Raw genomic sequence first — 21,946 nt, 5'->3', positions numbered from 1 at the left:
ACATTCTAACCCGTTGCCAGGCGTCCCTCATTGGTATTCATCTCGCGTATAAAATTTCCAATTCCCTTGGCGTCCATCGGGCGGGCGAGACCGTAACCTTGCAAATAGCAGCAACCGATTTCCTGCAAAACGCGTACATGATCGAGTGTTTCCACGCCTTCCGCCACAACCTTTACCTCGAGCATCTTACCAATCCCGATGATCGTTTTGATCAAATCGCGTTGACGCTGCGATACGACGATCGGCTCAATCAGAGATCTATCAATTTTCAACCGCTTGGGTGCAATGTGGAGCAAGCTGACAATAGAGGCATGTCCGCTGCCAAAATCGTCAATCTCGATATCGATACCCATTTTCTCAATCTGTATGAGGTTTTGCTCGATGATCTCGTTTTTCGAGTCAAGAAATGCCGATTCAAGCAATTCGAAGGATAGTTTACCCCTGGGGAGGTTCAGCGGTTTCAGCCGTTCGATCAACGTGGGATCGTTCAGGCGATGTGAGGAGACATTGACGGAAACCCTGGGTATTTCCAAACCCTCTGCTTCCCATTTGTACAGATCATTCAGTGTCTTGCGCAAAACCAATTCGTCAAAATGTGCAACCAAACCCATGTCTTCAGCGGTGGAAAGAAATTCATCGGGCATCAAAAGCCCATAAGCCCTGCTTTCCCACCTCACCAAGGCCTCAAGGCCGGTCAGTTCGAGGGTGTTTGCGTCAAATTGTGGCTGGTAATGGCAGGTAATCTCACCGTTATCGAACCCGGCAAGGAGCGCGTCGAATGAATTTTTGCGCCGGCGTGCTTCTGTCTTCATTTCCTGCGTAAAAAATCGAAAACGGCCGCGCCCTGCTTTCTTGGCGGCATAAAGCGCGAGATCTGCGTTAATGAACAGGTCGTTGTTCAGCGCATCACTTCCCTGCGCGACGGCAATGCCGATGCTCGTTCCGGTGTTGCATTGTTGGGAACCATAATAGAAGGGCCGGGACATTGCCCTGATAATATTCCTTGCGATTTGTTCCAACTGGCAAATGTCAGGAGGGCAAAAGAGGAGAGCGACGAATTCATCGCCGCCAACACGAGCGACCAGGGCCTCTTCGGGTACATTCGCTTTCAAGACCCCCGCGGCGTGTCTTAAGGTGGCATCGCCCGCGTCATGGCCAAGCGTGTCATTGATCTGCTTGAAGTGATCGATATCAAAGTGCAAAATTGCGCGCTTTTGCATTGAGCCTTCTGAGTGGTCCGCGTTTTTTGTGAAGACATCGTCAAGATAACGCCTATTGGCCAAGCCAGTCAGTGCATCATGGCGGCTTTCGTATTCCAGACGCGCCCGCGCTACTTCCAGCTCTTCAGCGCGGGCATAATCATGCGTGACGTCGAAATTAACACCGTAATATCGGGGGCCGTGCATTTCATCCTCAACGTATTTTCCGCGTGTGCGAATGTGTCGGACGGTTCCATCCTTGCGCAGGTGACGATAATCACACGCAATATCCTCGCCGCTTTTGAGACATTCTGCTGCCAATGTCAGAGTTTTGTCACGATCTCCGGGATGGATGTATTGCCCCCACTCCGTTGAACTCCTGATGTTTATGCCATCCGTGATTTCAAAAAGCTCGAGCATCCGATCGTCCCAAAAGGCATAATTTGCACCGATGTCAAACTCCCATCGCCCCATCCCGGCGGCTTCCATCGCGGTATCGAGCCGATCAGCCATGCGATGTCTTTCCAACTCGACTGTTTTGATGTCGGTGATATCCGTATCGGTCCCAATGATACGCGCGGGCAGCCCCTGCGCGTCACGGCGCACAACGCGCCCGCAACTCAAAAACCAGACCCAATGACCCTTTACGTGTTTCTGACGAAACTTGTAGTCGACGATATCTGTCTCTCGAGCGTCCAAACGCCCTAGCTGAGTTTTGATATGATCCAGGTCCTGGGGGTGGATTGTCTCCAACCACGCTTCGCTAGAGGTCGGGATTGGATCATCCGGGGCAAGCCCGCGCAATGCTCGCCAGGTTTCTGAGACGTAATGCTGGTCTTTTTCAAAATCATGGTCCCAAACAGCATGGTTTGCGCTTAAAACGGCAGTTTTCCATCGGGTATCATCTTCATCCACGGGGGCTTGTTCCACACGGCCACCGGTTGCACCTGGGCGCGCAAATTCGCCTTCTTTTTCCTTTTGAAGCGGGGATGAAGGCCTGTTACGAGGGTCACCGGATGTAATCTGAGAGGGCATCGCCTGACAAAAATAGCCAAAAAGCACCCCGCTTTCATCTTTTAGACCGGAGACTGAAAAGACACCCAACCCGGATTGCCCGCATAAAAGATCGACTGTTTGTGCATCCTGCCTGGGCGTCGCGCCGTGATCAATTTCGAAATCGTCAAAAGACTGGCCAGGCGCAAGCAATGAGCTGGCTGAGTGGCCAATCAAACAGGTGTCAGCGTCGCCGATCAAAAGGGTGTTGGCAGCGGCATTGGCCGAAAAGACGTAATGATCGCACCCCATTGCGAATGCGGGCAACGTAAATGCATCGACCAACCGGTCGATGGAATCAACTATACTGGTATGCGCGTTCAGATGCATTGCAACTCTCGACAACCTGCCTGTCAGATAGTTGCCGCCGCTTAATGCCTCGTTATCAGATAAAGTTCGATACGTTTTGATGCGAGATGGGGTTTTCCAAGGGGTATTGCTTGGGACCTCGCCCACGACCCGTATTTGAGGTTTCCGGCTGTTTATCATGAGCGTGAGCTGGCGATGGCAAAAAATACATCGCACTTGAGCACGCGGGTTGGGGGAGGGTGCCCTGGCGACATCAGCAAAATCATTGCAATACTCATACGCACGGTCATACTTTGAGTTGTTAATATTCTGGACGTAGTTTCTCGCATGGCCTGCCCCGGGGCATTTCTCTGGCCGGTAGGCATCAATTACATTGGAATTTGATAGGATAGAGATGTCGATTGAAGCGACCGGAGTGATCACATGGCGTCCCTTGGCGCTCGATGATATCAATAATATTTCCGAGTGGTTTTGGGATTTTCAGGATGTTGCCCTGTTTGACCGCTCCCTGCCCGTCCCGACCAGTGTCGATGCGATGCGTGAAAGCTGGGGGAAAACAATTGAATACCAGAAATCGCCTTGCGGTTTTTGGTTTATTGCCGAAACCAAACAGGGCCGTCCGCTGGGGATCGCGGGATTAGAATCCATCAATTATATTCAAGGTGATGGCGTTATTCCATTTTTCGTTGCAAAGCAGTTCCGCAAAAATGGGCTGGCGTCTGCCATGGCGATCTGCATCCTGGATCTGGCTTTCAAGCGGTTGCGATTGCACCGCCTCACGACGTTTTACCGTGATGACAATGCCGCGACGCAGCGCGCGCTTGGAAAGCTGGGGTTTCATGATGAAGGGCGCATGCGCGAGGGTTGGTTTGTCGAAGGTGAAAGAAAAGATATCGTAATTGCTGGCATTTTGGGCTCGGAGTGGTTAGCCAACAGGGAGCAGGTCATCGATACTGTGATGCAATCCTGTGACCTTTCGTTTGCCCCAACCTGTTGGAAAGACGGCCGTGAGTAGCACTGATAAGATGTCTGGAACACGCAAACCGCTGAGGCGGCGTCTGATGGCGATTGCGTTTGCGGATGTGGCAAATTTCAGCACGATGATGAGCGTTGATGAGGTCGCAACGACCATCTCCGTGACGGGGCGGTTGGAGCAATTCCGCAAGGCCATCGGTGACTATTCCGGTGAATTCAAGGGATCGGCGGGTGATAATGCCTTCATGGTTTTTGAAAGCGCCGTGGACGCAGTGACCTTCGCGGTGGAGATGCAGAAAACCCTTGCCGCGGAAAACGAGGGCCTGCCGGAAGCGGAGCAGATATGGTTTCGTTTTGGCATCAACCTTGGCGAAATCCTGGTGAGCGGTAATGAAATCACCGGTGAGAGCATCAACATCGCCGCCCGGATCGAGGCCTTCGCGGCCCCCGGGCAGGTGTGTATTTCCGGTGCTGCCTATGATCACGTCAGCAACAAGCTGGGGTATGGGTATGAATACCTGGGCGGTCAGGATTTCAAGAACATCGGCCGCACCATTGACGTTTTTCAGGTGCATGAAAACCCAACCACGGCGGCGATGACGCCGGGGCTGCGGCGCAACCTCGAAAATTCTGCTGAATTCAAGGAACGCCCGATTGCCAACCAGTCTATTGTTGTCCTTCCCTTCGGTTTTCAGGGCAGCAACGCGGATGACCAGTGGTTTGCCGATGGGTTGACCGAGGATGTCACGACCAACCTGTCGCGGTTTCAGGAGTTCTTCGTGATCGCGCGCGGATCGGCCAACATGTATGTGGATCGCGCCAAATCGCCCGCACAGGCGGCACGTGAATTGGGCGTGCGTTACGCGGTGGACGGCACCGTGCGTAAGGCCGGATCGCGCATTCGCATCACCCTGCAATTGCTGGATGCGTTGCAAGACCGTACCATCTGGGGCGAGCAATATAACCGCGACGTCGAGGATATCTTTGACCTTCAGGATGAGATCACCCAGATCATCGTGACGGCCACGGCGGCGCGGATTGAGGCGACGGAACGCGACCGGATGCGCTTGCTTCCGCCGGCAAACCTGATGGCTTATGGCTTTGTGCTCAAAGGGCACCGGCATGTTCACCGCTACACGCAGCCAGAGGTGCGTCAGGCGCGCGACCTTTATGAGGACGCGATTGGCAGTGATGCACGCTACGCGCGTGCTTATGCGGCCAAATCGCGGACGTTTAACCTCGATTGGCGCTACGATTGGGCGGAAAAACCAGATGCAGCACTTGATGAGGCGTTGGTTTTTGCGCGTGAAGCGATTGATCTGGATGAGGCCGACGCGCGTGGTTTTGGCGAGCTTGGTTTTGCGCATCTCTATCGCAAGGAACATGATCCTGCGATTAACGCCTATGATCGCGCGCTGAAACTAAACCCAAATGATGCGGATCTGATGTCGGATATGGCGGATGCGCTGGCTCATATGGGACGCTCGGAAGAGGCGATTGATCTGCTGCAAAAAGCGATGCGGCTGAACCCGTTTTACCCGGATCAATATATCTGGCATTTGGGCGGCGCTTATTTCAATCTCAAACGCTATGAGGATGCGATCAGCGCGATCCAGAAGATGCAAAATCCAACTGAAGGACGGCGCATTCTGGCCGCCAGCTATGCGCATTTGGGTAAGCTTGAGGAAGCCCGCGTCCAGGCTGATCTGGTGCGCAAGGCCCACCCCAATTTCTCAGTGGATCGTTGGGGTTCGGTCCAGCCGGATCTATATGAAGATGACGTTCAGCACTTCGTAGACGGCATGAAACGCGCAGGCCTCTGACATCGCACGCTCTTTGCCATGTCGACGTTAATCTCAGATGGTTCGGCACGCCACTTTCGTTCGCACCGTGAGAGTTCCAAACAGCAGCCCGCGCTTGAGGCTTAGTCGCTGGCGTCGCCGCGCGCACCACTGATCCGTGCCCCTGAAACGCGCGCACCGGACACTCTTGCGCCGGACACCCGTGCTCCGGAGACCCGCGCGCCAGACACTCGTGCTCCGGAAACGCCCGGACCGCCACCCTCGCCAAGCATCATGCTCAAGAGGACATCCTCGAACTTTCCCTGATCCACGTCCAGGCGCACCGTTTTATCGGTTTGCTTCACGGTCCAGGCCAGGAGGCTTTCAAAGAACTTCTTCTCTTTTGGGTTGGGGCCGGGCACGTCAACCGTGCTTGCCTTTACGCCTTTGGTGCTCATCATGAACAAAACCGGCGTCGGAATTTCAAAATAGGTCGCGTCATAGGTGAAGCCGTAAATCCGGGCGAACTGATTCGTTTCTTTGCTGAAGGTGGTCGCCGTGGATATGCCCTTCTTAATGATCGCCAGATCATCGACCTCCCGGCCGAACAGAACAATGGATGTGGATTCGAAAAGTGATTCTGACATTTTACAATTCCTTTCGGGAGCATCGATTGCTCCCCGTTCAGCGCTTATTTCTCAATTAATAACGTATTCTTGATTTTCAGTCCATTGGAACCATCGTGCGCACCGAATTTGCATGGCTGTCTTTGCCTAATGGCTCAAGTTGTGGCCCAACCTCGACAAATCCGATGTCGCGCATTTTGAAATTACCCCGGATCAGCCGTTCGAATCGCCCGCCGGTATGTTCCTGATCGACCGCCAAGAGGACGTCGGCGATATCTACGAAGTTCAGATCCTGGCGGTCCAGCCTTTGCCAGGTATCCGCAAGATAGGTCCCCAGAATATCGCGCGCATCCAGCAAGGCCAGTTTGAATTTCTCAGGATGCGCGGCATAGGCCTCGTCAAACAACTCCTGCATCACCGGCGCATATTGCGATGTCGCCAGCAATTGATCGGATAACTCCTCCATTTCCGGGGAAATTGCGCCGTAATCCAGCAACATTTCGTGAAACAGATCGACCAGAATATCAAAGAACGCGCCCGTCAGCGGTTGCGATAAATGGTGCTCCTTGACCCAGCCTTCGGCAAAATCAGCAAGACGTTTGTCGTTCGCTGCGATCCTGATCTGTTTGTTGTCCGACAGTTCTGCCACGCGATTGACCGCGTTGAGCATATAAAGATTGCCGCTGGTGTTCTCCAACAACAGATCGACCAGCGAATTGAAGTGCAGTGACGAGATGAGCGCCACAAGGTCCGCCGCACTTTCGTGAAAGCCGAAATATTCCCCCGTCACCTGATTGGGGTCCGGCACGCCGACTTCGGAATAGATGATGGCATGGCCGAGCTCATGGGCGATCACGTCGAAATTCAGGCTGAACGGTTTGAGGCTGCCGGTGGAGCGATCCCCGCCCATTTCGATGAACCCATAGCCCGAATAGGCGTTTTCCAGCGAGGGCAGGATCGTCAGTTCAAGGCGGTCATGGGTCTTGTCGCTTTGCCAGGGGATTTGGCGCCCGAAATAATCCTCCCAGATGTCCATGACAAACCGCACGGTGCCAAAGAGATGCGCCGTTTCAAATTGCGGCGTGCCAGGTTCGAGATAGTCGAAGTTTCCATGCTCGTCGGGCATCGCTTTGGGTTCGATCCGACCTCTCCAGGGGGGTGCCTGCACATCCGAGCCATCCGGCGAAATGCCATAGGGCTGGGCTTTGCCGATCGGGAAAATCGTATACATGCGCTCATCGGAAGGCCCCGGATCAAGGCTGCCCGCCGGGGAAGACACCTCGATGATCTCGGGTTCGCGAAAGTCATCAAGGAATTGCGGTTGCGGGAACAGTTTGAACAGCGTGCCTGCCATGACGTCATTGCCCCGATGGTGTGGTCGATCTGTTGAAACCTAGCGCATAAACCGCGCCCCGTCTATTCATCCAAGAAGCCCAGACCGCCGAGCAGCTGATACCCATCGGTTTCCTGTTCCGGAACGCTCCGCTGGCGGGTTTGCCAAAGCGCCATACCCGTCAGCCACAGGTCCGTGACCTCGAAATGGAACATTACATCGGGGGGGGCGACCTCACCCTGCGCCAGGTGGTCGATCAGGGCGCGCGCATCCACCGCCTTTTGATCGACATGATGCGTCGTGATCCAGTCGGCGAGGTGTTGGGTTTGTTGTGCGGGCAGCACGTCCGGGTCGGGTTGGTTCAGAACGCTCGCCCAGCTGCGGGTTTTGTAAAACTCGGATTTGGCTTTATCGACAAGGTATTGCGCCTGTGTCTGCGTGATGACACCTGCATCCTGCGCGGCCTCCAGAGTGGCGCGCGCATTGACCATCGCAAGGCTCAGCGTCGGATAGCCGATTTCCGGCGGGCCGTGCAGCACGGCCACCTCATCGTCATCTTCCAACACCCCGTCGCGATAGTTTTCAAAGATCGCACCCAAGCCGGTCATGCCGTAAGCCTCCAGCTCCGCAGCCCGTAGCGCGCCCATGCTGGCGGCCCCGAAAACGGGGATGCCGCGTGACATCGCCCAGAGGATTTCCTTGTGCCAGACGGATGGCACCCCTTCGAAATATCCATCAATCACCGCAATGGCGCGCGGGTTTTCGAGTGTCGCCAGATAGATATCGCCCTGTTGGGCCGGGGGGCGGATCACGATCTGATCCTGCGCGTCAATGTCCAGTTCGGCGATGGAAGGCCCCGCAAACAGAAGGATCATGCCATGCCCCGCTTGGCTCGCGGACCCATGATATAGGCCGCGTCGTCATGCGGGGCCTCAAGGCCCGGAATGATCACGCGCACGACCGGAATGCCAAAATCGGCACGGCTGAGATCAACGACGGCAATCTCCTCAACCCCGGCCTGGTGCAGCCGGGATTTGAGCCATGCCAGATCCTCCTCCAGGCTTTTATTGATCTGCCCGGATAAGGTCGCGACGCTGCGCATCGGCGCGTCTGGTGTCAGCAAATCCGCAAAAGCAGCAGTCTTTTCTTCTCGACCCTGCACGCTGAATTCTGCGTGGAACAGGTCCTCGCGCGCCCCGGAAATATAATTCAGGCGGGTTTGCGCGGCCTCATTCATGGCGCGGTGCAAAGCCGTTGAGGGGTCTGGGTGCGTGCCCGATCCCAACCCAAGATGCGCATCCGGCACGCCCGGTTCATGGACCACGCACACCACCGTCGCCACCCCGATATCCGTGCTCACATCCCAGAGCGCGCATTCCAGCCCGGCAGCGGCGAATTTCGCGGCGGTGGCGATATGGGCGGCATCGCTGAAAGAGGCGGGATCGAGCCGGGTTTGCCTGCGCGCCTCGAGGGGGCGGTGATGCCAGACGGCAAGTGCGTCGCGCTCGATCACCTCGCAAATTGCGTGGCAGATCGCCTCAATAGGATGGTTGCCCGAGGCCAGACCGTTGGTGCTGGTCGGATAGAACCCGCACTCCTGTGACAGCGGATGGGTATAATCGGCATGCACCATTTCCAGCGGCACCAGCTTTTGCGCATCGCTCATCAGATCATGCGCTGCAACCCAATGCATGCGGGTGGTCCTGGCCATCTCAGGCCCCGGCGTTTGCGGCAGGCGGGCAAGATTGATGAACGCATGCTGCTGTGATAAATCGGCAAAGCTCGCATAGTAAACCGGGCCGTTGAAACGTTCGGCGTGCCATATTTCGATGGCTTCCATCAGGGCCGAGGCCTTGGCATGCAGATAGGTCGCGCCCTTACCCTGGGAGACCGCAACCGAGCGTGCATTAGGCCGGATCGCAATCGCGACGGGCACACCGACACGGTCCAGACCGGTCACATTGGCGATGCGGGTGATGCCGAATTCATGGCGCATCGGCAGGATGCGGGCGAGCGTTTCCTCAACGCTGCACACCCGATGGGACCCGGCGTTCAATAACTTCTTTGGCGCGTGGTTCACGTCCATCGGGTGCTTTCCCTTGCTCGACACCCTTCAAATCACATCTGTCCCCGATCTGAAATGGTCTTAATTCTTACCCGCCCCCGGTTCCGCCTGATCCATTGGACGCAGGCCCTTATGTCCTTTAATGTCGCAGCGTCGCGCGTCCGATCCGGCGCTTTCAAACATTGGCTTACTGTTCCATGAACCTCCAACAAATGCGCATCCTGCTGGCCGTGATCGATAAGGGTTCTTTTGCTGCGGCCGGAACGCAGGTCGGGCGTTCCCATTCCGCGATCAGCTTGCAGATGAAGGGCCTTGAGACCGAATTGGACGTCGTTCTGTTTGATCGCACCGTCCGGCCTCCCGTCCCAACAGCAAAAGCGCATGTTCTGGCCGATCACGCCCGCAGGATCGTCAATCTGTGCGACAGCGCGCGCGATGCGGTGTCCGGCCAGCTGGTGCGGGGGCGCTTGACCGTGGGGGCCGTCCCGACGGTTTTGAGCAGTTTCCTGCCCGCAGCCCTGGCGGAATTGAAGGCCGCCCACCCTGATCTGTCATTTGATGTGCGCAGCGGCAGTTCCGACGCACTCGCCGCAGACCTCGCGCAGGGGCGACTGGATGTTGTGGTCTGCACCAAACCGCCACGCCCGATTGCCGGTCTGGACTGGCATCATATCGCCCATGAACCGCTTGCCGTGATCGCCCGCAAGGACGCAGCCGGTGACGCTCGGGATTTGCTGCGCCAACAGCCCTTCATCTGGTTCAATCGCAAAACCTGGGCGGGGGCCGCGATCGAGGCGCAGTTGAAAGCGCAGGGCATTACCGTCCAGGCCACGATGGAAATCGATTCGCTGGATGCCATCCAATGCATGGTGCGCGAAGGGTTGGGTGTCGCGATTGTGCCTGTGTGTCGCGGCCATTCCGGAACATGGCCGGGGCTGCGCTCGGTGCCTTTTGGCGATCCGCCACATGTGCGCGATGTGGGCGCGCTTACGATGAGGGGGGGTGCGTGTGATGCCCTGATTCAAACCTTTCTGCGCGCGCTGTAGCGTTTGAAAAACTTACGACATATGATTAAATAACTCGCTAACTGCAAATTATTAAATGGTGTACCCTATCTGCAAGGTCCAGACGGGAGACGCGTTTTGTTTGATAGATATGACCATGATGTTTCATCGCTTTTTCTGACGCCAGATCAGAGTGCGTTGAAAACCCGTGCGCGCGCGCTGGCCGAGCACGTTGCGCGACCGTCGGCAGCACAAACGGACCGTACCGAAGAATACCCGCTGGATGTGGTGGCATCGCTGAGCGAAGCCGGTTTCATGGGGATGTCCGTCCCCGAAGATCTGGCAGGGCAGGGCGCGACCTGCTTTGATGTCGCGCTGGTGGTTGAGGAATTCGCGCGGTGCTGCGGTGTGTCCGGACGCATCGTCGTGGAAGGTAACATGGGCGCGGTCGGCGCGATCATCGCCTATGGCACGCCGGAACAACGTGAAACGGCGGCCCGATACGTCCTGTCCGGGGATAAACCGGCGATTTGCATCACGGAACCCGGCGCGGGCAGTGCCGCCACGGAAATGACAACGACAGCGGAGCGTAAAGGCGACAGTTGGGTGCTTAATGGGTCCAAACACTGGATCACAGGGGGCGGCGTGTCACGCCTGCATCTGATTTTCGCGCGCGTCATGGAGGGCGGTGTGTTCAAAGGCATCGGCGGATTCATGGCGTACCTCGGCGAAACGGGTCTGATCATCGGCGCGCGCGAACCGACCATGGGCCTGCGCGGCATCCCGGAAACAGCGGTTCATTTCGACAATCTGGTGCTGCCGCTGGACCGTTTGATCACGCCGCCCGAAGGGATCAAGCGCGGATTTTCCGGTTTGATGAACGCCTATAACGCGCAGCGCGTCGGGGCGGCGACCGTAGCACTTGGCATCGCGCAGGGTGCATTCGAGGCCGCCTGCGCCCATGTCAAAAAGCGCGAACAATTCGGCCGCCCCATCGCGGAGTTTCAGGGGTTGCAATGGATGCTGGCGGATATGTCGATCCAGATCGATGCGGCGCGGATGATGATCTGGCGCGCGGCCAAAAGCGCGGATCATGAACCATCAGGCTTCCCCGATCCGATGCTGGCGGCGCAGGCCAAGGTCTTTGCGTCGGAAATGGCCGTCAAAGTCACCAATGATGCGCTGCAACTGCACGGGGCTAGCGGATATTCGCGCAACACGCCGGTTGAACGCATGGTACGGGATGCGCGGATGTTCACCATTGGCGGGGGCACGGCACAAATGTTGCGGAACCTGGTTGCCGGTAAGGTTCTGGATATGAAAACCCCGCAAACGCGGGGCGGTTACGCGCGGGCGGGCGACTGACTTTAACCGCGCGGGCGTTAAAATAACGATAGAGTCTTCGTGAAGTTGCCGATCTTGAGTGCAATTTCGAACCAGACCCCTATTTATGAGGTCAACTCGAATTGCCAAGGATCGTCCCGAATGCGCCCACAAACTGCGTCGAAAACCCAAATGCCCTTTACGGATGTGCGGGGCATCCCGGTGTCCTATCGTGATCGGGACGCGATTGATGGGCTTGAACGGGCGGTCATCATGTCGCTGTGCTTTCGCGGCGATGCAAATGCCGAAATCGATCAAATCCTGGCTGAACATCCTGATTTCCTGATGGGTTGGCTGTTCAAAGCCGGGTGGCTGACGCAGGCCATGGAAACGCGGATCTATGATCTGATGCTGGAAAGCCTCGCGCAGGCGGAACGCCTTCTGCCCGATGCGAATGACCGCGAGCGCGGCCACTTTGAGGCGGTGCAGGCTTGGGTGCGGGGGGATTTCTTTGGGGCGGTGCAAAAATGGGAAGCCGTGCTGACGCAATACCCGATGGATTTGCTCGCGCTGGAACTGATCCACTATACCATGGTGCTCCTGGGCGATGTGCCGGGACAACGCGATGTTGTCGCGCGGGTGTTCAACCTGTGGGACGAGAGCATTCCGGGCTATGAATTCGTGCTCGGGTTCTATTCCTTCGGGCTTGAAGAAAACCGCGATTTTTCCCGTGCGGAGGAGTTGGCCCGCCAGGCTCTCTCGATCCGCCCCGACAACCCATATGCCGTGCATACGGTGAGCCATGTGATGGAAATGCGGGGCCGACAGGCGGGCGGTATCCGCTTCATGCGCGATCACGCCGCCACATGGGGCACCTCCAATTTCGCCAACCATTTGTGGTGGCACACGGGCCTCTATCACCTTGATCTGGAACAATATGATGAGGTGTTTGACATCTTTGATACGCATCTGGATTCGCGCAACAAAGACGGTCATCGATACGAGGAACTGGATGCTGCGGCCTTGCTGTGGCGGATGAATTTGGTGGGACAGGAAAGCGGGGATCGCTGGACACATCTGGCCAATAAATGGGAACCTGCCGCGCAGGATACGCTTTACGCGTTCAACGATGTGCATGCGATGCTAACCTTCGTATCCGATAATCGGGTGGAGGCGCAAAAGGCGCTTTTGTCGGCCAACGAGCGCTATTTGGAAAACGCGTCGGATGCCAATGTCGCCATGACCCGAGAAATCGGACTGCCGTTTTGCCTGGCCATGCAGGACTTCAAGCGCGAAAATTACGCCCAATGTGTGGATCGGCTTTTGCCGATACGTTATATGACGCATCGCCTCGGGGGCAGCTATGCACAGCGCGACATCATTGGCTGGACACTGCTGGAAGCGGCGCTGCGGGCGCGCCGGTTCGATCTGGCGCTGGCGCTGGCCAACGAACGCACTGGGATAAAGCCAAGCTCGGCACAAAACTGGCGCGCGGTTGCCCGTGCTTTCAAAGGCTTGGGGGATCGTGGGCAGGCGGATCGCGCCAATGCAAAGGCGCAATCGCTGATGACGGCTTAGGGAGGCGAGCAAACCTTGTGGTAACGCGCTTTTTCTGACGTGGCTTGCTTTACGCTGCTGTTTCGGGCCTTCTGATGGGGGGCCACCAGCATGAGCGGGCAGATGGGTTTCACATTGGAGATTTTTTGACAAATCCTACGCCTAAATCCCAATCCAACGCACAGCGCGCGTTGCATGCACTGCGCGAGATGATCTTTTCAGGACGATTGGCGGCTGGGTCAAACCATCTTGAACAGGAACTGGCGCAGCTTTTGGAGATGTCCCGCACGCCTGTGCGCGAAGCGGTTCTGACGCTGGAAGCCCAGGGGCTGCTCGAATTGAGACCGCGCAAAGGGGTGCGCATCCTGCCTGTTTCGCCTGATGACATGCGCGAAATCTATGACGTGCTGACCGAGTTGGAAAGCCTCGCCGCCGAACAGGCCGCGCAAAAAGGCTACGGCGCGCGGGATCTGGCGGATTTGGCACGCGCCATTGAGGATATGGAAATCGCGGTGGCGGCCGATAATCTTGAGCAATGGTCTGAGGCAGATGACCGGTTTCACGGCGAACTTGTTCGTTTGGGTCAAAACCGGCGCATCGAGGCGATTGTCATGATGATGCGGGATCAGGTGCGCCGCGCGCGCGCGACAACGCTTTTCATGCGGCCCGTACCGTTGAAATCCAATGAAGCGCATCGTCGGGTGTATCAGGCAATCGAGCAGGGGGACGCCGCCATCGCGCGCGCCGCCCACCGGGCCCACCGTCAACAGGCGCGCGAAATGCTGGTCAAATTGCTCGAACGTCACCGATTGCATGCTTTGTAAGAGTTTGTCGGTCAAGGGGGGCTGGCGGGCGTCCGCGATCCCGGCTAATTTGCGCGCCTTGGCTCCCTTAAACTCCACAGGCCCTTATGCACGATCATCTTAGAATAGTCTGTGTGACCTACAACAGTGCCGAGGTGATCGCGCAGTTTCTGTCCTCCGTCCCCGCCGATATCGAAGTGGTCGTGGTGGATAACAACAGTCAGGACGCCTCCATACAGATCGCGCGTGACCATGGCGCACGGGTGATTGAAATGCCGCGCAACATGGGGTTCGGGGCCGCCTGTAATCGGGGGGCTGCGGGAAATGACAAGGAGTTTGTGTTTTTCTGCAACCCGGATTCGACCCTGACCCCGGCGTGTTGCGCATTGCTGATTGAGGCGGCGCAAAAGCACCCCAGGGCGGGCGCGATGAACCCGGCCATTCTGAACGGCAAGGGGGATTTGCGGCTGGATCGTCGCTCCGCGTTGATTTCGCGCTCCGAATACACCGACCGGCGCTATGCCGCTCCGGGCAATAAAGACAGCGTGCAGGTCAACATCCTGACGGGGGCTGCGCTGTTTTGCCGACAATCTGCTTTTGATGAAGTAGGCGGTTTTGATGAGGATATTTTCCTTTATCACGAGGATGACGATCTGGTGTTTCGCATGCGACAAGCCGGCTGGACCCTGCGCATCGAACATGGTGCGACGGTGACGCATCTGGGCGGAAAATCCTCCGGCACCGCCATTCAGGGGGCCGCGATGAAGGCTTATTTCATTGCGCAGTCGCGGATGTATGTGGAGCGCAGGCATGGGGTGTCTTTTCCCGGTCTGAGGGCCTGGGCGCGGGCTTTTGTCAAACTGTTGTCCCCTTTGACGGTGCTGTCGGCGCGCAAGAGGGCGCAGGCGCTGGCCTATTTGAACGGCACGCGGCGTTTCGAGATGTCGCGCTATCAAGAGGGCGATTACATGCCCCCCGGTTCCGGGCTTGAAAAATAGACCGGCTTTCCACATAACCCTGTCGGAAATCCCATCCTGGCGGCGATCAGAACGAAAACCGGGTGTTTAGAGGCAGAACCAGGCGCGAATCTCTGTGTGAACACCTTGACTTCCCTGTGCTCAAAAGGTGTATCTGGCGCGAAATCTGACCCCGAAGGGATACGCCCATGCACGCCTATCGCAGCCACTCCTGCGCCGATCTGACCGCGCAAAACGTCGGCGAAAAAGTTCGCCTGTCCGGCTGGGTGCACCGCGTGCGCGATCACGGTGGGGTGCTTTTTATCGACCTGCGCGACCATTACGGCATGACGCAACTGCTCTGTGATCCCGATAGCGCGGTTTTTGCGCAGGTCGAGAAGGCGCGCGCGGAATGGTGTATCCGCATTGACGGCGAGGTGAAGGCGCGCGACGCCTCACTGGTCAATGCCAAGATCCCCACCGGCGCGATTGAGGTTTATATCCGCGACATCGAAGTGCTGGGAGCGTCGGCCGAATTGCCGTTGCAGGTGTTTGGCGATCAGGAATACCCCGAAGAGACGCGATTGCGCTACCGTTACCTCGATCTGCGGCGCGAAAAGATGCAGGCGAATATGGCGCTGCGTTCTGATGTTGTGGCCTCGATCCGTCGCCGGATGTGGGACAAGAAATTCCGCGAATTCCAAACGCCGATCATCACCGCCTCCAGCCCGGAAGGTGCGCGCGATTTTCTGGTGCCGTCGCGTCTGCACCCCGGCAAGTTTTACGCATTGCCGCAAGCCCCGCAGCAATTCAAACAACTGTTGATGGTCTCCGGGTTTGATAAATATTTCCAGATCGCGCCCTGTTTTCGCGACGAAGACCCGCGTGCCGACCGCTCCCCGACGGATTTTTACCAGCTCGATCTGGAGATGAGTTTTGTCGAGCAGCAGGACGTGTTTGACACGATCCAGCCTGTGTTGACCGGCATTTTCGAGGAGTTCGGCGGCGGCAAAGCCGTCGATCAGGACTGGCCGCAGATTTCCTACAAGGACGCGGCCCTCTGGTATGGATCGGACAAGCCCGACCTGCGCAACCCGATCAAGATGCAGGCGGTCTCGGAGCATTTCGCAGGCTCTGGCTTTGCGATTTTCGCCAAGCTTCTTGAGCAGGAAGGCACCGAAATCCGCGCAATCCCCGCGCCGAAAGGTGGCAGCCGTAAGTTCTGTGACCGCATGAACGCCTTTGCTCAGAAAGAGGGCCTGCCGGGCATGGGGTATATTTTCTGGCGCGATCAGGGCAACGGTATGGAAGCCGCAGGCCCATTGGCCAAGAACATTGGGCCCGAGCGCACGGAAGCCATTCGCCTCCAACTTGGTCTGGACGTCGGCGATGCCGCATTTTTCCTTGGAGGCAAGCCCAAGACATTCGAGGCGGTCGCAGGCAAGGCGCGCAACGTCATTGGTGCGGAGCTGGGCCTGACGGATGAAAACCGCTTCGCCTTTGCGTGGATCGTGGATTTCCCAATCTATGAAAAGGACGCGGAGTCCGGCAGGATCGACTTTGAACATAACCCTTTTTCCATGCCCCAAGGGGGGATGGCGGCGCTGGAGGGCGATCCATTGGAGGTCTTGGGATACCAGTATGATCTGGCGTGCAACGGCTATGAGCTGGTGTCCGGCGCGATCCGGAACCACAAGCCGGAGATCATGTTCAAGGCCTTCGAGATTGCAGGCTACGGCGAAGACGAGGTGCGCAAGCGGTTTGGTGGCATGGTCAATGCGTTCCAATATGGCGCGCCGCCCCACGGCGGATGTGCTGCGGGGATCGACCGGATCGTCATGCTGCTCGCAGAGGAAAGCAACATCCGTGAGGTGATTCTCTTCCCGATGAACCAGCGTGCCGAAGATCTGATGATGGCCGCCCCCTCAGAGCCCACCAGTGATCAGTTGATGGATCTTGGGCTGCGTGTGATCCCGCAGGAATGAAACCGGCCCCGCGTCCTTTAAGGTGCTGATATGAAACTCTGTGACACTGCCGCGCTTGTGCCCGACTGGACACCCCCGGAGGCCCCGCAAGGGGCGGCAATGTCGGGTCAATATGTTGCCTTGGAAAAGCTGGATGCGGATCGGCACGCCGCCGCTCTTTATCAATGTTATGAAGGCGAGGACCATGTTTGGGATTTCATGCCCTATGGCCCGTTCACGTCGTCTGCTCTTTACCATCGTTGGGTGAAAGAGATCGTGCAGGACCCGGCGACGCTCTTTTATGCCATTCGTAATCTGGAGACAGGGAATTGGGAAGGGGTTGCCAGCTACCTGCGGATCGATCCGCAGAACGGCTCCATCGAAGTCGGTCACATCAATTACAGCCCTGCCTTGCAGCAGACCCGCGCGGCAACCGAGGCCATGTATCTGATGATGGGCTGGGCGTTTTCACAGGGGTATCGCCGGTATGAGTGGAAATGCAATGCCCTCAACCACGGCTCGCGCAGGGCGGCGCAACGCTACGGCTTCAGCTATGAGGGTGTGTTCCGGCAAGCCACGATATCCAAGGGGCGCAACCGTGACACGGCCTGGTTCGCGGCGATCGACGGCGAATGGCAAGCCTTGAAACTGGCCTTTGAAACCTGGCTCGCGCCAGATAATTTTGATGCCGAAGGTCGCCAGCACAAAAGCCTGGGGGATTTTATGAAACCGATACGGGTTGCGAGTGATCCAACGATTTAGATCGCGAGCTTTTGGGTCAGACGTTCCTGGATCAGCCCGGCGACTTTAGCGGCCTCGGCCCTGCTCGGCATGCCGGCTGCGCGGCTTTTGGCAAGATCGGTCGCGGCTCTTTCCAGAATATCATCATGGGCGGATCGCGCGACACCACCCACAAACTGCGCCACATAATCAAGGGCACCTTCATCGGCAGGGTCTTGCAACACGTCGGCGATATGCGCCATGTCGTCCTGAAAGGCCATACGATCAGGGTGGATGATCTCATCAGAGAGCTGGCGCAACCCGGTCGGTTGGCGGTCTGCGGGCAGATTTGACAGCACTTCCTGCTGAAAGGCCGCGAGCGAGGTGATGGGCTTTTCCAGAAACCCATCTGCGCCTGCCGCCATTGCGAGATCGTGGCCGTCAGGATCGCCCGACGTGCCCAAAACGATATCGACACGCGGTTCGGCCTTGGTCAATTCCAAGATCAGATCGACGCCATTGCCGTCCGGCAAGCCCAGGTCGACAATTACGACGGACGGACGATAGACTTGGAGGTGGCGGCGCGCCGAGCGCAGGCAATCCGCGCGGCGAATGCGGGCCCCACTGCGCAGACACAACAATCGCATCGCCTCGCAGGCGAAACGGCTATCCTCGACCACCAGAACCGTCAGACCCAGCAGCGGGCGCGTGGCGGTTGGGGCAGGTATGGTTGCGGCGAAGGGGTCTGTTTTATCCATGATCGACTCCGGGGTGACTCGGGTTTCAACTCAACATGGCGCATATATGGCTAACAGCCCGTTAACTGCGCCCTGAAACTGCGGCAGTGCGTCTCTTGCATCCGCCGGTTTGCGCCAGCATAAGCACCATTGAACATGCTCGCAGGGAGTTAGGCATTATGATCGGTCGGTTGAATCACGTCGCAATTGCGGTCCCGGACCTTGAGGCGGCGGCGGATCAATATCGCAATGCTTTGGGGGCCAATGTCGGCGCACCGCAGGATGAACCGGATCATGGTGTCACCGTGGTGTTCATCGAATTGCCCAACACAAAAATCGAACTGCTCTATCCGCTGGGCGAGAACAGCCCGATACAGGGGTTTTTGGACAAGAACCCGTCGGGCGGCATGCACCACGTTTGTTATGAGGTCGATGACATTCTGGCCGCGCGGGACCATTTGGTCAGCACGGGCGCGCGGGTTCTGGGATCGGGTGAGCCCAAGATCGGCGCGCATGGAAAGCCGGTTTTATTCCTGCATCCCAAGGACTTCAACGGTTGTCTGGTCGAGCTGGAACAGGTCTGAAAAGGGGCTGAAATATGGGTATTACTTCCGCATTGGTGCTTTTCGCGGTGATCTGGTCGATGACATTCCTTATCGTTTTGCCCATTCGCGTCCAGACCCAAGGGGACCTGGGTGAGATCGTTCCGGGCACCCATGCCGGTGCGCCCGAGGTTCATAATCTGCGCAAAAAGGCCTGGATCACGACCGGGATCAGCGTTGTATTGTGGATCGTGATTGCATCGATCATTCTGTTTGAGGTGATTACCGTGCGCGATCTGGATTGGTTCAACCGCGGCGCGCCGGCTGTGTCAGCAAGTGAAACAAATGGGTAAAGGTCGCGGCCCCCAGGATCGGAATCACGAGGTTCAAAAGTGGGACTGAGAGCGGGATCGCCATCAGGAATCCCGCCATCCAGATCGTCAATATGTGACGTGAGCGCAGGCGTTTGGCCTCGGTACGGCCCACACGGCGCATGGCCGCCAGCGTAAAATATTCCCGACCGAGCAGAAAACCGTTCAGACCCCAGAACACAAAGGGGGCTGCGGGTGCCAGTACCACGGTCACGATCAGGATAAGATATACGATCAGCGCCAGGATATTGGCACCGATCAGAACCCCCAGAAAATTGATCGTATCGCGCAGCGCATCACCAAAGGGCACGGAGTGCGCCGCTGGCAGATTTGGATAATGTTCGTCCTCCACGGCCTGCGCGACGGTATCCAGAAACATCGACGTCATGGCCGAGGCGACGGGCACCATCAGGAAGGTCGACAAGACCGCGAGCAACAGCGCGGAGCCCCAGCCGACGAGGTCGTTCAGCCAGGTGACCTCGCCGATGAAGGGCAATGTCGTCTGCTCGCCAACCCAACCGCCCAAGAGCCAGACGAACACCGCCGACACGGCGATCAAAAGCGCCAGCGTCAGCGCAATGCCAAGCAGCAGTACACGGCGGAACCTTGGGTCAGTCATTTGCCCCAAGGCGGCAAAGAAAGCGTTCAATATCATTTTTTTACCCAGGTAGTAAGGGCTTCGATCACGGGACGTGGGCGCTCGGGCGGGGGTGCGGTTTCGGTGCCGATATGGATGAATCCGGCAATCCGCTCATGGGGTTGCAACCCTAGGGCGTCCTGCATGAAACCGCGATCATGGCTGGGCCACCCGCTGAGCCAATTTGCCCCCCACCCTGACGCAAGTGCAGCATTCAACAGCGCAAGGCAAACGGCGCCGGTGGAGTAGGTTTGCTCCAGCGCGGGGATTTTCTCGGAGGGTTTGTGTACCTCGATCACGGCCACGGCCAGATGGCCCTGATCGAACTGGCCGCGCCCTTTGGTGATCTGTTCCGCGTCCAATCCAAGCGCTTGGCCACGTTGTTGAACAATATCGCCAAGACGTGGCATGGCTGGTTTTTCGATCACGATGAAGCGCCAGGGCTCCAGTTTGCCATGATCGGGCGTGCGGGCGGCGGCTTGCAGGATTGGGGTCAGCTCCTGCGCCGTGGGAACGGGTGTCGAGAGCGTCTTGGCTGGGCGCGAGCGACGGGTCAGCAGAAACTCGAGCGCGGCGGGGTTTGGTGTGGGCATTGTATCAGGGTCCAGTCATCAGAGTTGTTGTGCCAGAAAGTCGATTTCCGCCCGCAGGAAGGCGTCAAATCGGGGGCTTGGCTGTCGAATCTCGAGGGCTGGGCCGAGCGGGTCGGGGGTGGTGATGGCGCTGCCGGAAAGCGCTTCCAGCGTGGCATGGCCGCAAAATGGGACGTAGACCTCGGAATAGCCGCCCTCATGCACCAGCACCAGACGCCCGTCACAAACGGTTTCAGCGGCTTTTTTCACGCGCAGGGTCATTTGCCGGAAGGTATCGGCGGTTGCCAGCATGCGCGAGAGCGGATCCACAGCGCTCGCATCAAAGCCACAGGCGACGATGATGATATCGGGATTGAACGCCTCGATCCGGGGCAAAACGATGGTGTCCATCGCATGCAGATAGGCGCTATGCCCGCCCCCCGCGTGCAGCGGCAGGTTGATGTTATACCCGGCACCCGCGCCCTTGCCGCGATCCGTGATGGCACCGGTGTCGAGCGGGTAATTCCCCTCCTGATGCAGTGAGATCGTCAGAACATCGTCGCGTTCATAATAAATGCCTTCCGTCCCATTGCCATGATGCACGTCCCAATCAAGCACGACGACGCGCTGTGCGAGCCCATTTGATTGCGCCGCCTCAATCGCGATGGCGATATTGGCCAGGAGACAGAAACCATTGGGAAAATCGGGCAGGCAATGATGTCCCGGCGGGCGCGACAATGCATAGGCGTTTTGCAGATCAGCGGTCAGGACGGCCTCCACGGCGGCCACGGCCAAACCCGCCGAAAGAGCGGCGATTTCATAGCCCCCCGAGGCGAAAGGCGTGCGGCGGCCCAATTCGCCCCCACCCGCATCCGACAGACGTTTGAATTCATCAAGATAGCTTTCGGGATGCACCCGCAACAGCGCCTCCCGGCTGGCCACCTCCGCCGAGCGCATATCCAGATCGCCGCTGATGCCGGTCACATCCATCAGATTTTTCAACCGGCGTTTGGTCTCCGGATTTTCCGGCAGGCCGCCCGCTGCAAGCGGTTGGACGTGCCCGCCAATCGGCAGGGTAAAGGCGTAATTCCCGCCCGCGTGCCAAAAACACTTTTCGTCCCAGAAAAACCCCGTTGCCATGATTGCCTGCGCCCTATCCTGTTCGCGTGGAAATTGCCGCAGTCTGGCCCGATTGTCCATGCGGGGTATGGGTGGGTGTGCTCAGTCGGCCTCGCCCAACAGGGCATCTAGATCAAAGCCTGGCACATCGAGGTAGAATGTTATCGCGCGGTCAGGATCGGCGTCCTTCAGGGGAACATGACTGAGGCTGGCATGAGGGGAATGGGAGAGTTTACTAATCTTTTTTGATGATTTGATCGGAAGGTAGGTGGTAAAACCGGCGCGGCTGCACAGGGTCAG

General features: G+C 57.6%; 20 protein-coding genes. 11 read left to right on the top strand and 9 right to left on the bottom strand.

What is annotated here, in order from left to right:
* Positions 1 to 5: 5 nt before the first annotated feature.
* A complete protein-coding gene (locus ROLI_RS17770; protein WP_187428927.1) occupies positions 6 to 2,984 on the bottom strand; it encodes a bifunctional diguanylate cyclase/phosphodiesterase in 2,979 nt (992 codons plus the stop codon).
* On the opposite strand from ROLI_RS17770, the gene ROLI_RS17765 reads away from it, so the two are divergent.
* Positions 2,956 to 3,576 carry a GNAT family protein gene (locus tag ROLI_RS17765; protein ID WP_338469201.1) on the top strand — a complete coding sequence of 207 codons (621 nt, stop codon included), beginning with the start codon at positions 2,956 to 2,958 and terminating at the stop codon, positions 3,574 to 3,576. The two genes, ROLI_RS17770 and ROLI_RS17765, sit on opposite strands and share 29 nt — an antisense overlap.
* A gap of 46 nt (positions 3,577 to 3,622) precedes the next feature.
* Entirely contained in the window at positions 3,623 to 5,359 is a 1,737-nt protein-coding gene (locus ROLI_RS17760) for an adenylate/guanylate cyclase domain-containing protein (protein WP_262386409.1), read from the top strand.
* 101 nt (positions 5,360 to 5,460) lie between these two features.
* On the opposite strand, the gene ROLI_RS17755 is transcribed toward ROLI_RS17760, so the two are convergent.
* The 4 genes from ROLI_RS17755 to ROLI_RS17740 all read right to left on the bottom strand — a co-directional run bounded on the left by ROLI_RS17755 (position 5,461) and on the right by ROLI_RS17740 (position 9,362).
* Positions 5,461 to 5,964: a hypothetical protein gene (locus tag ROLI_RS17755; RefSeq protein ID WP_187428929.1), complete on the bottom strand. Its 504-nt coding sequence runs from the start codon at positions 5,962 to 5,964 to the stop codon at positions 5,461 to 5,463.
* A gap of 76 nt (positions 5,965 to 6,040) precedes the next feature.
* Entirely contained in the window at positions 6,041 to 7,297 is a 1,257-nt protein-coding gene (locus ROLI_RS17750) for a hypothetical protein (RefSeq protein ID WP_187428930.1), read from the bottom strand.
* 62 nt (positions 7,298 to 7,359) lie between these two features.
* Positions 7,360 to 8,151: a TfuA-like protein gene (locus ROLI_RS17745; protein ID WP_187428931.1), complete on the bottom strand. Its 792-nt coding sequence runs from the start codon at positions 8,149 to 8,151 to the stop codon at positions 7,360 to 7,362.
* Positions 8,148 to 9,362: a YcaO-like family protein gene (locus ROLI_RS17740; RefSeq protein WP_187428932.1), complete on the bottom strand. Its 1,215-nt coding sequence runs from the start codon at positions 9,360 to 9,362 to the stop codon at positions 8,148 to 8,150. The genes ROLI_RS17745 and ROLI_RS17740 overlap by 4 nt, the downstream gene beginning before the upstream one ends.
* A gap of 176 nt (positions 9,363 to 9,538) precedes the next feature.
* On the opposite strand from ROLI_RS17740, the gene ROLI_RS17735 reads away from it, so the two are divergent.
* The 7 genes from ROLI_RS17735 to ROLI_RS17705 all read left to right on the top strand — a co-directional run bounded on the left by ROLI_RS17735 (position 9,539) and on the right by ROLI_RS17705 (position 17,710).
* Positions 9,539 to 10,387 carry a LysR family transcriptional regulator gene (locus tag ROLI_RS17735; RefSeq protein WP_187428933.1) on the top strand — a complete coding sequence of 283 codons (849 nt, stop codon included), beginning with the start codon at positions 9,539 to 9,541 and terminating at the stop codon, positions 10,385 to 10,387.
* Positions 10,388 to 10,483: 96 nt separating this feature from the next.
* Complete coding sequence (acdA, locus tag ROLI_RS17730) at positions 10,484 to 11,710, top strand: 3-sulfinopropanoyl-CoA desulfinase (protein ID WP_262386410.1); 1,227 nt, start codon at positions 10,484 to 10,486, stop codon at positions 11,708 to 11,710.
* Between the two features lie 120 nt (positions 11,711 to 11,830).
* Positions 11,831 to 13,246, top strand: coding sequence for a tetratricopeptide repeat protein (locus ROLI_RS17725; protein ID WP_222869406.1), 1,416 nt, complete (start codon positions 11,831 to 11,833; stop codon positions 13,244 to 13,246).
* A gap of 125 nt (positions 13,247 to 13,371) precedes the next feature.
* Positions 13,372 to 14,049 (top strand): GntR family transcriptional regulator, encoded by a 678-nt coding sequence (locus ROLI_RS17720; RefSeq protein ID WP_262386411.1) that lies wholly within the window; start codon positions 13,372 to 13,374, stop codon positions 14,047 to 14,049.
* Between the two features lie 113 nt (positions 14,050 to 14,162).
* Entirely contained in the window at positions 14,163 to 15,026 is an 864-nt protein-coding gene (locus ROLI_RS17715) for a glycosyltransferase family 2 protein (RefSeq protein WP_187428935.1), read from the top strand.
* A 167-nt stretch (positions 15,027 to 15,193) separates the two neighbouring features.
* Positions 15,194 to 16,969 (top strand): aspartate--tRNA ligase, encoded by a 1,776-nt coding sequence (gene aspS / locus ROLI_RS17710; RefSeq protein ID WP_187428936.1) that lies wholly within the window; start codon positions 15,194 to 15,196, stop codon positions 16,967 to 16,969.
* Positions 16,970 to 16,999: 30 nt separating this feature from the next.
* Positions 17,000 to 17,710, top strand: a complete 711-nt coding sequence (locus ROLI_RS17705; RefSeq protein ID WP_187428937.1) for a GNAT family N-acetyltransferase — start codon at positions 17,000 to 17,002, stop codon at positions 17,708 to 17,710.
* On the opposite strand, the gene ROLI_RS17700 is transcribed toward ROLI_RS17705, so the two are convergent.
* Positions 17,707 to 18,426: a response regulator gene (locus ROLI_RS17700; protein WP_187428938.1), complete on the bottom strand. Its 720-nt coding sequence runs from the start codon at positions 18,424 to 18,426 to the stop codon at positions 17,707 to 17,709. The genes ROLI_RS17705 and ROLI_RS17700 overlap by 4 nt on opposite strands.
* Positions 18,427 to 18,584: 158 nt before the next feature.
* Here ROLI_RS17700 and mce point away from each other — a divergent pair, with 158 nt between their 5' ends.
* Entirely contained in the window at positions 18,585 to 18,989 is a 405-nt protein-coding gene (mce, locus tag ROLI_RS17695; RefSeq protein ID WP_187428939.1) for a methylmalonyl-CoA epimerase, read from the top strand.
* 14 nt (positions 18,990 to 19,003) lie between these two features.
* Positions 19,004 to 19,300, top strand: coding sequence for a DUF1467 family protein (locus tag ROLI_RS17690; RefSeq protein WP_187428940.1), 297 nt, complete (start codon positions 19,004 to 19,006; stop codon positions 19,298 to 19,300).
* On the opposite strand, the gene ROLI_RS17685 is transcribed toward ROLI_RS17690, so the two are convergent.
* Genes ROLI_RS17685 through ROLI_RS17675 form a run of 3 tightly spaced genes read right to left on the bottom strand, consistent with a single transcriptional unit; the run spans position 19,254 to position 21,667 of the window.
* Positions 19,254 to 19,973 (bottom strand): EI24 domain-containing protein, encoded by a 720-nt coding sequence (locus tag ROLI_RS17685; protein WP_187428941.1) that lies wholly within the window; start codon positions 19,971 to 19,973, stop codon positions 19,254 to 19,256. The genes ROLI_RS17690 and ROLI_RS17685 overlap by 47 nt on opposite strands.
* Positions 19,970 to 20,548, bottom strand: a complete 579-nt coding sequence (locus ROLI_RS17680; RefSeq protein WP_187428942.1) for a nitroreductase — start codon at positions 20,546 to 20,548, stop codon at positions 19,970 to 19,972. The genes ROLI_RS17685 and ROLI_RS17680 overlap by 4 nt, the downstream gene beginning before the upstream one ends.
* Positions 20,549 to 20,566: 18 nt before the next feature.
* Positions 20,567 to 21,667 (bottom strand): class II histone deacetylase, encoded by a 1,101-nt coding sequence (locus ROLI_RS17675; RefSeq protein WP_187428943.1) that lies wholly within the window; start codon positions 21,665 to 21,667, stop codon positions 20,567 to 20,569.
* Positions 21,668 to 21,946 lie beyond the last annotated feature (279 nt).

It is taken from the genome of Roseobacter fucihabitans (assembly GCF_014337925.2).
Lineage (GTDB): Bacteria > Pseudomonadota > Alphaproteobacteria > Rhodobacterales > Rhodobacteraceae > Roseobacter > Roseobacter fucihabitans.
This window is presented reverse-complemented; position numbering and strand designations above follow the sequence as displayed.